The 13,849-nt window shown below is 43.5% G+C and carries 10 protein-coding genes and 4 pseudogenes; 11 read left to right on the top strand and 3 right to left on the bottom strand.

The window, feature by feature from the left end:
• On the top strand, positions 1 to 813 hold an 813-nt coding region (locus PCORN_RS19345; protein ID WP_036079727.1), incomplete at its 5' end, for an immunoglobulin-like domain-containing protein.
• A gap of 253 nt (positions 814 to 1,066) precedes the next feature.
• Here the strand turns inward: PCORN_RS19345 and PCORN_RS09730 are convergent.
• Positions 1,067 to 3,028, bottom strand: coding sequence for a fructose-1,6-bisphosphatase (locus tag PCORN_RS09730; protein WP_036079724.1), 1,962 nt, complete (start codon positions 3,026 to 3,028; stop codon positions 1,067 to 1,069).
• Positions 3,029 to 3,186: 158 nt separating this feature from the next.
• Between PCORN_RS09730 and PCORN_RS09725 the strand changes: the two genes are divergently transcribed.
• The 9 genes and pseudogenes from PCORN_RS09725 (at position 3,187) to PCORN_RS09690 (ending at position 10,923) form a co-directional block, all read left to right on the top strand.
• Positions 3,187 to 3,930: a gamma-glutamyl-gamma-aminobutyrate hydrolase family protein gene (locus tag PCORN_RS09725; RefSeq protein WP_036079845.1), complete on the top strand. Its 744-nt coding sequence runs from the start codon at positions 3,187 to 3,189 to the stop codon at positions 3,928 to 3,930.
• Positions 3,931 to 3,982: 52 nt separating this feature from the next.
• The gene (psiE, locus tag PCORN_RS09720) at positions 3,983 to 4,396 is read left to right on the top strand and encodes a phosphate-starvation-inducible protein PsiE (protein WP_036079843.1); all 414 of its coding nucleotides are present in this window, start codon (positions 3,983 to 3,985) and stop codon (positions 4,394 to 4,396) included.
• A gap of 19 nt (positions 4,397 to 4,415) precedes the next feature.
• The gene (locus PCORN_RS09715; protein WP_036079721.1) at positions 4,416 to 5,015 is read left to right on the top strand and encodes a short chain dehydrogenase; all 600 of its coding nucleotides are present in this window, start codon (positions 4,416 to 4,418) and stop codon (positions 5,013 to 5,015) included.
• Positions 5,016 to 5,028: 13 nt separating this feature from the next.
• Positions 5,029 to 5,407 (top strand): annotated as a pseudogene (locus PCORN_RS09710) (OsmC family protein).
• A gap of 327 nt (positions 5,408 to 5,734) precedes the next feature.
• Complete coding sequence (locus tag PCORN_RS09705; RefSeq protein WP_036079718.1) at positions 5,735 to 7,018, top strand: glycosyltransferase family 4 protein; 1,284 nt, start codon at positions 5,735 to 5,737, stop codon at positions 7,016 to 7,018.
• Positions 7,011 to 8,036, top strand: a pseudogene (locus tag PCORN_RS21075) (glycosyltransferase family 4 protein). Before PCORN_RS09705 ends, PCORN_RS21075 begins: the two are co-directional and overlap by 8 nt.
• Positions 8,037 to 8,042: 6 nt before the next feature.
• Positions 8,043 to 8,810 (top strand): lysylphosphatidylglycerol synthase transmembrane domain-containing protein, encoded by a 768-nt coding sequence (locus PCORN_RS09695; protein WP_051999370.1) that lies wholly within the window; start codon positions 8,043 to 8,045, stop codon positions 8,808 to 8,810.
• Positions 8,800 to 9,081, top strand: a complete 282-nt coding sequence (locus PCORN_RS20815) for a lysylphosphatidylglycerol synthase transmembrane domain-containing protein (protein WP_277620180.1) — start codon at positions 8,800 to 8,802, stop codon at positions 9,079 to 9,081. The genes PCORN_RS09695 and PCORN_RS20815 overlap by 11 nt, the downstream gene beginning before the upstream one ends.
• A 119-nt stretch (positions 9,082 to 9,200) precedes the next feature.
• A pseudogene (locus PCORN_RS09690) lies at positions 9,201 to 10,923 on the top strand (ABC transporter ATP-binding protein).
• Between the two features lie 49 nt (positions 10,924 to 10,972).
• Here PCORN_RS09690 and PCORN_RS09685 read toward each other — a convergent pair.
• Complete coding sequence (locus PCORN_RS09685; protein ID WP_036079715.1) at positions 10,973 to 11,524, bottom strand: GNAT family N-acetyltransferase; 552 nt, start codon at positions 11,522 to 11,524, stop codon at positions 10,973 to 10,975.
• Between the two features lie 3 nt (positions 11,525 to 11,527).
• Positions 11,528 to 12,157, bottom strand: coding sequence for a TetR/AcrR family transcriptional regulator C-terminal domain-containing protein (locus PCORN_RS09680; RefSeq protein WP_277620188.1), 630 nt, complete (start codon positions 12,155 to 12,157; stop codon positions 11,528 to 11,530).
• Between the two features lie 163 nt (positions 12,158 to 12,320).
• On the opposite strand from PCORN_RS09680, the pseudogene PCORN_RS09675 reads away from it, so the two are divergent.
• Positions 12,321 to 13,794, top strand: a pseudogene (locus tag PCORN_RS09675) (MDR family MFS transporter).
• The last annotated feature ends 55 nt before the right edge of the window (positions 13,795 to 13,849 follow it).

Below are 13,849 nucleotides of genomic sequence, written 5' to 3'. Positions count from 1 at the left end.
AAAACAGTCGTAACCAAAGGATCATCCATCTTAGACACGAGTCTAACACCAGACCCGTACGCGAAAGATAGTGCGACCCTGACCGGTAAATACGGCAAAGACATTGCGAAAGTCCGTCTTTGGGTCAACGATGTCGCGGTAGCACAAGCAACAACCAGCAATGGCGACTTCACCTTCACAAACGTTGCGAGCTTCATCAAAAACAAAACCGATAAAGTCGAAGTGGTGGGCGTAGACGCACAATACAACGAGTTGAATCGCAAACCGGTAACCCTTACTGGATTCGACACACTAGACAATGCCTTAACAGCACCAGCCAATTTCACATTGGATCAAGATACAACGATTAACGGCACGATGGGTACCAACGTAGCCAAAGTTCGCCTATCCGTGAATGGCGTTATCGTGAAACAAGCGACAACATCAGCGGGCACATACACCATCACAGGCGCTAACACGTACATCAAGAGCACCACCGATGTCGTGAAAATCATCGCTGTAGACGCCCAATACAAAGAAGTCAACACGAAAACAGTCACAGTGATTCCGAACGGCTCCATCTATGATTACAAACTAGACGCTAATGCGTATACCTTTGGCGATGCGACCATCACAGGAACATACGGAAAAGACGTTACCGCTGTTCGCCTATGGGTCAATGGAGCTCCGGTTAAAAATGCATCACTGAGCAACGGCAACTTCACAATCACTGGTCTTGCAAGCATCACGAAAGCCACTGATAAAGTAGAAGTGGTAGCCGTCAACGCAAGCTTTCAAGAAGTAAACCGTAAAACAGTACAAGCTGGCGAATAAGCAAGTAATAGCCAGTCACGCATGAAAAGAAGTACGCTGTCCAAAATGGATGGCGTGCTTCTTTTTTGGCCGCTTTTGGCCATTGCAACTACCCAAGAAAAACGACCAGCAGCAAAGTAGTATTATGATACACGAATGCACGAATGTTGGGATTACTTATCACTGTCCATTTTTCCATAGGTTCCAGCCAGGGGTTCTATAATGAATTTTTAGGAAAAGCTGAATAAACAGCTTATCCCGGTATAAAAATAGTCTATTTCAAATGCTCTTTAATCATACCTTGCCGATACGCGCTGAGTAAGCATTTTAATTCATCAATTTGTCGTAATAAATCTTTTCCAATATCCGTATCGCGAACGAGTTTCCGTTCGGTTTCTGTCTCAATCACCTGGCGTGTCGAGAGAATATCGGTTTCCTGCTGAATCGCGTCTTCTGTCGAAGTAAACGGTTGATGGGATACTAGTTGCAGACCAAACGAATTGTATAGAAGCGTATAGCCTGCTAGACCTGTTGTTTTTTGATAAGCTGGGGAGAAGCCGCCATCGATGACTAACATCTTGCCACCCGCCTTAATCGGGCTCTCACCCTTGCCTTCTTTGACTGGCGTGTGACCATTAATAATATGACCGCTCGAATCCAATTCGAATTCCGCCAGAATCTGATGACAAATCTTCTCTTCATTTCGCAGTTTATAATACGCGTTCTTCTTTTCAACATGCGTTTCTTTATCTTCCACAAAATAGCGCTCAAACGTCGTCATTTCACTTTTTCCAAATAGAGAAGAAGCGGCGCCGGTCCATAAATACCAGACGATATCGAGCGCATATTTCTTTTCAGGGGTTCCGCTTGTTCGGAAATAGCCTTCACGCGCAATTTGCTCGAATTGTTCCAGCAAAGCCCGCCCAGCGTATTTCTGTCCTTTTAGTGTCATCTCCATAAAACTACCATCTTCGTTCAGTGGAATACAACCGTGGTACAGCAGATTGCTATTGTATGTCAGAACCATACTTCCTTTGGCGTACAAGAATGAGACGTGGCGCTGGAGTTTTTCACAATTTTTGAAGGAGGAGACGAGTTTGTCGATCAGTTCGTGCTCTTCAGGCGTGAGGACATAAGGGTTAGCGGGGTCAATCGTTGGGAAATGGTGATCTTTGAGCGGATACGTTTTCCCTTTAAGCGTCACAGTGCCAGCTTTGTAATCGATCATATTGAGCAATAATCGGTGCTGCATCTCAAATTCTGGATGACGCGCAATGATTTCGCCTTCAAGCTTGAACTGAATCACCGCAATCGCTTTATGCATCCGCGCAATCTGATTAATCTCGGTCGTACTTTGCTCGGTAATCGCGGTTTTCTGAGGCAAAAAGGCGGTGCAAGGGTCTTCGCCATAATTCTCCTCGGCAAAAAGAGCAAGGGGACGAATCGAGATGCCGTAGCTGTCCTCGATAATATCTAGATTCAAATACCGACTCGAAATCCGTAGCACGTTCGCCAAACAAACACGCGATCCACTCGCAGCACCCATCCAGAGCATATCGTGATTGCCCCACTGAAAATCGATGGAGTGGTAGCTCATCAACGAATCCATAATTTTATCAGGATAAGGTCCGCGGTCATACACGTCGCCCACAATATGTAAATGGTCCACAACGAGGCGCTGAATTAGCCGGGCAAGCGCGCCGATGAACTCAGCGGCACGGTCAAGCGAAATAATACTCGTGATAATTTCTTGGTAATAGAGCGATTTATCCATTACAAGGTGATTTTCGTGCAGTAATTCTTGTAAAATATATTCAAAATCGGCGGGCATTGCTTTGCGCACCTTGGAGCGGGTATACTTAGAAGAGACGTGGACGCAGAGCTCAATTAATTGAAAAAGAGTGCTGCGGTACCATAAAGCAAGATTCTCTGTTGTTTCTAAGATTAGGTCTAGCTTCTGTTCTGGATAATAGATTAAAGTCGCCAAACTATTAATCTCGGCGTCTGTCAACCGATTGCCAAACACATCGTGAATTTTTCGTTTGACAACACCGGAACCATTGCGGATGACTTGCTCAAAAGCTTCATATTCTCCGTGTAAATCGCTTAAAAAATGCTCTGTGCCTTTCGGTAAATTGAGAATGGCTTCTAAATTAATGATTTCTGTGGCGGTGCTTGCGATGGTAGGATAGTTACGAGACAACAAACGTAAATACTTGAATTGGTCTGCTTGCATAAATATAATTCCTCCCTTTATAAAAGCCAGATAATATTAATTGGTATAGTTCATTATAGAGAACGAAGATTTATTTCGCAAGGCAGATGATTCGAATTTTGAAAAACGGTTATGTACTATTGTAGTAGGAAGTAAGTTTTGAGAGGATGCGATTGAAAATGACAGTTATTATCGGAATTTCGGGAACACGTCGTAGTATGGAGTTTCCGCAAAATATATTTGAGGACCGCGCGACAGTGAATGATACTTACGTCAAGGCGGTAGCAAAAGCGGGAGGAGCCCCGATTATTTTACCGGTGACAGAAACTGGTTATGCGAAGGAAATCGTCGCGCACATTGATGGCTTGATACTTACCGGTGGCGATGATATTTCGCCATTTTTATACGGGGAAGAACCATTGGCACGACTTAGCGGTACGCTACCAGACCGCGATTTATATGAAATGGAATTATTGAAAGAAACATTGGCTCAAAATAAACCCGTTTTGGCAATTTGTCGCGGTGTGCAGCTGATGAATGTGGCTTTTGGTGGTTCGCTTTATCAAGACATCAGTTACGCGCCAGGCATTGAGCGTCAGCATTTACAGCACACTGATCCAGCTTTTCCGATTCATTCTGTCACGACAAAAGAAAATTCAGAGTTACGCGCGATTTTTGGTGAGAAGACGATGGTGAACTCGTTACATCATCAAGTTATTAAAAAGGTGGCGGCTACATTTCACGCGACGGCTTGGGCATCGGATGGTGTAATAGAAGGTTTAGAACGCGAAGGAGATTTATTTGTGGTGGGCGTTCAGTGGCACCCTGAAATTATGGTGAAACAAGATGACGAAATGTGCGCCTTATTCGAAACCTTTATACAAAAAGTCGAAATGAATGACAGTACAGCAAATGAATTCTAGTGCAAAATCTGCTACAATAGATAGATACGGGAGAGGAGTTGGCAAGTAGATGATCGAATCTATTAAGAAATGGTCGGATAAAACACCACGGTTATTACGGGCTGCGTTAAATCTAGCATTAATTCTAGTGGCGGTAATACTTGTCATTGCAATGTTTAAAGAGATTTGGGAGATTTTTCACAGTATTTTTTATGATACGTCTGAGAGTTTTTATCAGATTACCGAAGAGATTTTGGTATTCTTTCTTTATTTTGAGTTTTTAGCCTTGATTATTAAATATTTTGAGATGGAATACCATTTCCCGTTACGTTATTTTATTTACATTGGGATCACGGCGATTGTGCGTTATATTATTATCGATCATGAGAGTGCGCTATCCACCTTACTTTTAGCAGGCGCGATTCTTGTACTTTTAGTATCTCTTTTTGTCGCTAATACGAAGACGCTACGGCGGGACACGAATTAGTTTTTAGGAGGAATTTAGCATGAAAATAGTAGTGGTTGGTGCAACTGGAACGATTGGAAAAGCGATTGTTACGAAATTGGAGCAGGAACATACGGTGATTACGGCGAGTCGCAAAGGGGCAGATGTGGCGGTAGATATGACGTCCATTGCGAGCATTCAGGGGATGTATGAGCAAGTTGGAAAAATCGATGCCTTAGTTGTTGCGGCTGGTGCTGCTTATTTTGGGCCACTCACAACGATGACGCCGGAAGACAACGAGCAATCCATTGAAGGGAAACTAAAAGGACAAATGAATCTAGTCTTGTTGGGACTGGAACATCTGAATGATGGTGGTAGTTTTACGCTTGTTACGGGAATCATGATGGACGATCCAATCAAGCAAGGTGCCTCTGCTGCCATGGTTAATGGTGGCATTCGCGCGTTTGTTAAATCAGCGGCAATCGAAATGCCACGCGCGATTCGCATTAACAGTGTAAGCCCGAATGTGTTGCAAGAATCTTGGGATAAATACGCGGATTTTTTCGTAGGTTTCAACCCAGTTCCTGTTGAGAGAGTAGCTCAAGCATTTGTGAAAAGTGTTCTTGGAGGCCAAACAGGTCAGAATTATGAAGTGTATTAGGAGGAATTAGGATATGGATATAGTAAGAGGTACGAACGGTTTTGATGTGATTCATGAGAACGGAAATTGGGAGTTAAATCGCGACACGGGCTTTTCGCCAACACAAGCAACCGTTGCGGCCGTAGCAGCATGTAGTGGTTATGTGTACGATGCCATCTTAGAAAAAAAAACGGATAGACTACACGATTGAAAATATCCATGCTGATTTTGAGCAAGATCAAGAAGCAGTCGTTCGCGTTTTAAAGAAAATCGAAGTAACGTTCACTTTAAAAGTAGCACCAGAAAACCAATCAAAAGCCGAAAAAGCGCTACATCTTGTGAAAAAATCATGTCCAGTTGCGATGTCCTTAGATCCCAAAATCGAGATTATCGAAAAAGTAATCTTTTCATAATAAAGGCGTAGGTATGAGAAAAAATCAAACCATAGGCCTAGGCAATTTCGGTAACAATGTAGCATAATAGAATTATAAGAGCCAATTGTGTCGAAAACGTAGAAAAATAAAATGATTTTTTGGCTGAATTTTTGTTATAATAAGGATGGACAAGAAAAACTAGCGTGTCGTAAATGTTTAGTTTATAGGCAAAAGCGAGTACCAGAGCGGGTATGCTTGGGTATAAGAGCCTGTAATGGAGCTTCTAACGACGAAAATACGCTGGAAAATAAGCTTGGGTAATGGCACGATGGTATTGTATCATGGTGTGGAGGGAAGGCGAAAACAGTGAACATAGGTATTTTTACAGATACTTTTTTTCCGCAGATTAGCGGTGTAGCGACATCAATTAAGACGATGGAAAAAGAGTTAACCAAACGAGGACACAATGTGTATATATTTACAACTTCAGACCCACAGGCTGACTTGGAGGCGGAACGAGGAAAAGTATTCCGTTTTTCAAGCATTCCGTTTGTGTTTTTTCCTGAGCGACGAATCGCAATGGCTGGAACCCAAAAGGTGACCCGTTTAATTAAACGTCTAGAAATTGATGTTATTCATACCCATACGGAATTTTCGATGGGGCTAATCGGGAAAAAGATGGCGAAAAAATTCGATCTTCCTGTTTTGCATACGTATCACACGATGTATGAAGATTATTTACACTATATTGGTAAAGGAAAATTGATTGGACAAGGCGTGGTGCAGAAGCTAAGTCGTGCGTTCTGTGATTCGATGGACACGGTTATCGTGCCAACGGAGAAGGTACAAACAGCGCTTAGAAGCTATGGTATTGCCAATCATATTCGAATTATCCCGACTGGTACGGAATTTAAATCGTTTCAACCAGACCGGTTTGATAAAGCCGATTTAGCGCGAACGAAGGCGGATTTAGGTATTTTACCGGATGATAAGGTCGTTGTTTCGGTGGGACGTGTGGCGCAGGAAAAAGGTATCGACATTATCGTGAGAGCTTTTCCGAGCGTTTTGGCAAAGGTTCCAAATGCGAAATTGCTTATTGTTGGTGACGGTCCTGCGCGTGCGGCGCTTGAAGAACTCGCGTTTACAGAGGACATCTCGAAATCGGTTATCTTTGCGGGTGAACAAGACTGGGAAACAATCGGTCGTTTTTATCAATTGGGCGATATGTTTGTAAGCGCGTCTACGTCAGAAACACAAGGTATGACCTACATTGAGGCGATGGCATCAGGAATTCCAGTGATTGCAAAAACGGATCGTAGCAATGAGGATTTGATTTTGAATCGAAAAACGGGTCGTAGTTTTAGAGCAGATTGGGAATTGCCTGGGGTGATTTGTGATATGTTGCAACAACCTGAGTTGGCTAAACAGTTAGCAACGAATGCCCTACATCATATTGGGAGTTTTTCTTCGGAACGGTTTGGTGCTAACATTGAACAAATTTACATGGAAGTATGCAAGAATTACGGTTGGGTTGATGGGCAAAGGGCATATGAACCGCATGACGAGTATACCGTGAGCAATTATGTTTTAAGCATTCCGGCGGCAGTTCTCCAAAAACGAGAGAAGAAAGTGAGAAAATATCATGAATAGAATTACGATGCTATCCTCTGCGGAAAAAGTAAAAGGACAGGGGGTAGCTTCTGCTTACCGAGAATTAATTAATTTAATGACAACACACCATGCGGATAAGTACGACATGGCTATTAATACATACCGCAAATCGGATATAACACATTATCATACGATTGATTTCCCGTTCTTTTTATCCACATTTGTGAAGAAACGGCGCGGCGTGATGGTCGGTTATGTGCATTTTTTGCCGGAAACTTTGGATGAGAGTCTAGAGCTGCCATGGATTGCGAAAAAAAGTTTTTTTATAAGTACGTGATTCTATTTTACAAGCGGATGGATGTGCTGGTTGTGGTGAATCCGTCGTTTATTCCGCAATTGGTGGCGTATGGTATACCAGAAGAGAAGATTAAGTACATTCCGAATTTTGTGTCTGCGAATACGTTTTATCCGATGGCAACCGCTGACAAAATGGCGCTACGTAAGGAACACGGTATTGCGCCAGACGCATTTGTGGCAATTGGTGTCGGGCAAGTGCAGCATCGTAAAGGCGTTCTAGATTTTATTGAGGTCGCGAAACAGTTGCCAGAAATGCAGTTTATTTGGGCTGGTGGTTTTTCGTTTGGGAAAATCACGGCGGGCTATAAAGAATTAAAAGAAATTTATGATAATCCGCCTGCGAATGTAGATTTTCCGGGGATTATCGAGCGTGCAGATATGAATGCGTATTATAATATGGCGGACGTGCTTTTTTTTACCGTCTTTCAATGAGTTATTCCCGATGGCGATTCTAGAAGGAATGAGTAGCGGGCTTTCGGTGTTACTTCGCGATTTAGAGCTCTATGAAGGGATTCTTGCGGGGAATTACATGGAAGCATCCGATGTTGCTGGGTTTAAAGCACAATTAGAACGGATGGCGACCGATAAGGCCTATTTAGAAACAGCTAAAGATGGTGCGAAAAAAGGTGCGGCGTACTATTCGGAAGCCAGACTGACAGGATTGTGGCAGGAATTTTATGATGGGCTTTTGAAGGGATAGAGGCAGATGAGTAAAAATACGAGCCGGCATCTGATTAGTATTTTGCTAGTCGTTGGAATTAGTGTTGGATTTATTTATTTCCAATTTCGTGATGTCAACTGGAGTAGGGTTTTCGATGTTCTGAAGCATGTGAATTTAGTTTATATCGGGATTGCTTGTTTGGCGATGTTTTTGTATTGGTGGCTGGAAGCGGTTGTTTTGCACCGTTTTGGGAAGCAAGCAGATCCTACATTGAAGCTTCGAACATCGTTTCGAATTACGATGATTGGACAGTTTTTTAATTCGGTGACGCCGTTTGCGAGTGGTGGACAGCCGGCGCAGCTTTATTTATTGACGCGACGGAAAATCGATATTGGTCTTGCGAGCTCGGTTCTACTTATCAAGTTTATTATTTATCAAGCGGTGATTGTAGGCACGTTTATTTTCTTTCTGATTGTTGGCTTTCCACTTCTTGGGCACACGACATTTGAAATTAAGTACTTGATTTTGATTGGATTTGTGATTAATTTGGGGGTCATTGTGTTCCTGATGACGGTGGCTAAAAGTGAACGCATAGCTGCGGCAATTGTGCATCTTCTTTTGAAACCAGCGCTTTTATTCGTAAAAAAAGAAAAGCGTGAGGGGATTCGTGAAAGTGCGGATAGTAAGATTTTCTCGTTTCATGAAGAAAGCGTGCGTTTCAGTGGGAATAAACGATTGATTTGGGAATGTGTCGGGTACACGACGCTTCAGCTCTTGTTTTTATTTGAGTATTCCTTATTTTGTGTTACTTAGCATGGGCGTGACGGACGTTGGTTTGATGACGGTGATGACGTATCATGCGTTTGTGATGAAATTGTCGTCCTCGATTCCAACGCCTGGTGGTAGTGGCGGCGCGGAATATAGTTTTACCTCGTTTTTTGGGATGGTGCTCAGTCCTGATAAATTGGTGATAGGCTTGATATTATGGCGCTTGATTACGTATTATAGTTGTACGATTTTTGGTGCGATTGCGATGATACCGTTTGGACGGCGAAAGAATCGGCAATTAGGTGGAAATAAGTGAATGTAACTATGGTTCCTATGAAAATGGGAACTTTTTTAATTGAGAACAGCTCTCAACTAGGCATGAACACTTTTGTTTGTTATAATAGAATTTCCGTGACAGAAAGGGGAGGTATGATGATGTTGAAACGATTTTTTAGTTATTATAAGCCTTATAAGCTTTTATTTATAATTGATTTTGGATGTGCGGTTATCGCGGCGCTACTCGAGTTGGCGTTTCCGGTAGCGGTGAATCAGGTGATTGATAAGTTGTTGCCGAACAAGGATTGGGGATTGATTGTGACGGCGGCTTTGGCGTTGTTATTTTTCTATTTTTTGAATATGTTTATGCAGTATATTGTTACATATTGGGGGCATATGTTGGGGCTGAATATTGAGACGGATATGCGCCGGGATTTGTTTGCGCATTTGCAGAAGCAGCCGTTTGAGTATTACGATAACCAGAAAACGGGAAAATTGATGTCGCGGATGACGACGGATTTGTTTGAGATTGGAGAGGTCGCGCATCACGGGCCAGAGGATATTTTCATTTCGATTATGTCGCTTGTTGGAGCGTTCTTGTTGATGATGACGATTAATGTGAAGCTTGCGGTGATGACGATTGTGCTCGTGCCAATTTTGGGTGCCTTGATTATTTTATTCAATAAAAAGATGACGGGTGTTAATACGCAGATTTTTAAGGATTTGGGTAGTTTTAATGCGGGCGTGGAGAATGCGATTAGTGGTGTGCGCGTGGTTCAGGCGTTTGCGAATGAGGGTTTTGAGAGGGAGCGTTTTGGTTTGCTGAATCAGACGTATCGCCAGTCGAAATTGATGTTTTATAAGGTGATGGGATTTAGTTTCTCGTTTAACTACTTTTTGATGCGGCTGATTACGTTGTTTGCGCTGTTTTTTTGGGTCTTATTTTGTAATTAATGATGAGATTTCGTACGGGCAGTTTGTGAGTTTTATTTTGTTGACGAATGTGTTTATGCGGCCGATTGAGAAGATTAATTCGGTGATTGAGAGTTATCCGAAGGGCATTGCTGGATTTAAGAGGTTTATCGAGGTAATTGATACGAAGCCGGGGATTGTGGATCGTGAGGATGCAATGGATGTGGCGCATTTGCATGGCGATATTGCATATCATAATGTGTCGTTCCAATATGATTCTGGAAAAATGGTGCTGGATGGGATTGATTTGCAGGTGAAGGCGGGCGAGACGATTGCATTTGTTGGGCCTTCTGGTGCTGGGAAAACGACGATTTGTAACTTGTTGCCGCGGTTTTATGATGTGACGGCGGGCTCGATTACGATTGATGGGGTGGATATTCAGGCGATGACGCTTGCTTCTTTACGGGCGCAGATTGGGGTCGTGCAACAGGATGTGTTCTTGTTTTCAGGATCGATTCGGGAGAACATTGCGTATGGGAAACTGGATGCGACGGATGAGGAAATTCAATACGTGGTGAGATTGGCGCATTTGGAAAAAGTTGTGGATGAGATGCCAAATGGTTTGGATACGCTTATCGGCGAGCGTGGTGTGAAACTTTCAGGTGGTCAGAAACAGCGACTGGCGATTGCACGGATGTTCTTGAAAAACCCGCCGATTTTGATTTTGGACGAGGCGACATCAGCGCTTGATACGGAGACGGAGCTAGTGATTCAGCAGTCGTTGGATGAGTTGGCGAAGGGGCGGACGACGTTGATTATTGCGCATCGATTGGCAACGATTAAACACGCGGATCGAATTATTGTAGTGAATGAGTCTGGAATTGCGGAACAAGGAACTCATGCGGAGTTGCTCGCAAGAAATGGTGCGTACCGCAATTTACATGATGCGCAGTTTTCAAGAAATGAATAATGGTGAAGGAAGGAATCTGTTAGTTGGATGCCTTCCTTCTTTTTTGAGGTTATTCTAAATATTTTTCGCGATATTCCCGAGCAAGCATACTCATCAAAATCGAATCGTGATAAGCATGGTCGTAAAATAAGGCTTCTCGCTGTACGCCTTCGATGGTGAAACCGACTTTTTCGTAGGCGCGGGCGGCTTGTTTATTGTAGTCAAACAAGTTTAATTCAACGCGGTGCAGATTCAAAATCCCGAATCCATAATCAAGCATGAGGCGCATGGCTTCCGAGCCGTATCCTTTACTTTGATGTTCCACTTTTCCAATCGCGACACGTATGTTGGCGTTGCGATTTGTCGTGTCGATGTCCTGTAGCGCAATGTCACCAATCACTTCCTCCGTAACTTGCAAGCAAATCAGCAATAACACTGCCTCGCTATCTTGCCACTTATTCGCGATATATTGCTCAATTTGGGCATAGGTAAAAGCCTGTTTGGTCCCCGTTAAACGGCGCACATCGGTGTTGAAAAACATCGTATAGTATGTATCTTGATCGTCTGCATTCAATGGGCGCAAGAAAACGCGTTCTCCTTCTAATAACTTATCTTCACGCATGTTTTACACTCCCTCATTTGACGCCAGCAACTTCTCAGCACCAGCGATAATAACGTCCAGTCCAAATAGGAAATTAAGATCGAAACGATTGCCAGATTCAGCGTGTTTCTTCATGACTGGCAGCACTTTTAGATTTTGCGTATCTTCTCGTTCGAACATCGAGGCAAAAAGTCCGTGTATTTTATCCGGCCCAACCTCGCTCAGCGTCCTGTCCTGCGATGTTTCATCCAGCGCAATACCCGTCACATAATTATCAATTAAATTGCACAGAGCAAGCGTCTGATCTTCACTGAACCCAGCGTCCAAAAAGGCGCGGAACAAGCAATCGATCAGCGTCAAACGGTGTATATCCACAGGAATCGTTTTCATCATGATTTCCGCACCATCGGGGATTTCGCGCATCATATCATGGCTTCGGATCGCAATAATACGCGCTTTTTCCTGCCAAGGGAGCGCCGAATCAGGGAGCTCAATCTGAGAAGACATGTAGCTTGCCAAACCTTGAAGCAAATCCTGTTTGTTCTTGAAATGCCAATAGATCGCAGGGGCTTGGACGTTCATCGCTTCGGCCACTTTACGCATCGACAATTTTTGCATACCATTCTTCTGTAAAACTTCTAATGAGGCGAGAATTATTTTTTCTTTGGTTAGATTCCTTTTTTTTGCTCACTAAAAATACTCCTTTAGACTGATTTTATTTTCAGGGTAATAAGGATATAATTTAACAGTGTTAAATTAAGAAGACGAACTGTGATATCTCTATTATACATGGTTGAGGTCAAGAAGGGTGAGGAAAATGGCAAAAACAGAAACGAAAATAGTTCCGGTATTGATAGCGCTCATGCTCGGAATATTTGTTTCTTCTCTTGATAACACGATTGTTGCGGCAAGTATGGGCACAATCGTAGGGGATTTAGGGGGACTTGATAAGTATGTTTGGATTACGTCGGCGTACTTAGTCGCGGAAATGGCTGGAATGCCGATTTTTGGGAAATTATCGGATATGTATGGACGGAAGCGATTCTACATATTTGGGATTACATTATTTTTTAATTGGATCGATTTTATGTGGGACGGCGGAATCAATGACGCAACTCGCGATTTACCGCGCGATTCAAGGCGTCGGTGGCAGTGCATTGATGCCGATTGCGTTCACGATTATTTGGGACGTATTGCCGCTAGAAAAAAGAGCGAGTGTCGGCGGTTGGTTTGGTGCTGTATTCGGACTATCAAGCGTTGTTGGACCGCTACTTGGCGCTTTCATTACGGATAATATTAGTTGGCACTGGATTTTCTATATCAATATACCGATTGGGATTGTGGCCTTATTTTTAATTAGTACTTTTTATAAGGAATCACCGAAGCATAATAAAGCTAAAATTGATTGGCTGGGCGCGTTCTTCCTCGTTGGCGGGACGGTTGCTTTGATGTTCGGGCTAGAGCTTGGCGGGCAGACGTATGCCTGGGATTCTGTGCAGATTTTGAGTCTGTTTGCGTTGTTTGTGGTCGCAATGATTGTGCTGATTTTCGTTGAGCGCCGAGCATCGGACCCAATTTTACCGTTTTATTTGTTTAAGCGAAATGTTTACTTGGGGACGGTGCTGACGGGGATGCTGTACGGTGGTGTCTTCATGGTGGCGACGATTTATATTCCACTTTATGTGCAAGGTGTGGATGGTGGAACGGCGACGAATTCGGGCTTGCTACTCCTACCGATGATGGTTGGGACAAGCGTGATGGCGGCTGTTTCGGGGAACTTGGCGAACCGATTTAGTTTCCGCTCGATCATGATTTGTGCTGGGATTTTGACGTTTGTCACGACGATTTTGTTCGGGACGTTGACGCCGGATACACCGCGCTATATGTTGACGATTTACATGGTGATGCTGGGCGTTGGGATTGGCCCATCGTTCTCGATTCTTGGGACGGCGAGCTTGTATAAAATTAATCCGAGTGAACGCGGAACGGCGAGTGCGACGAACAACTTTATCCGTTCGTTCGGTATGACCGTTGGGATTACGATTTATGGCGTGGTGCAGCGGAACCTGTTTGCTGACGGGGTTCCGGATATGTTTAAGCACATCGATAGCCGCGCGATCTTGTCACCAGAACTACGTGCAAAAATTCCAACTGAAATTTTGGACAAGGTGACCGAAGTATTGTGTAGCTCGATCGCGCAAACATTTTTGTGGACGCTCATTCCGCTAAGCTTGGCATTCTTCACGATGCTGTTGATGGGCAAGGCAAAGATGTCCGACTTACGAGAGTAGCTCAGCGGTATAATTAGTGAAAACATAGATTTTTTAACAGTGATTTTAGACCGCG

This window comes from Listeria cornellensis FSL F6-0969 (genome assembly GCF_000525855.1).
GTDB lineage: Bacteria > Bacillota > Bacilli > Lactobacillales > Listeriaceae > Listeria_A > Listeria_A cornellensis.
This window is presented reverse-complemented; position numbering and strand designations above follow the sequence as displayed.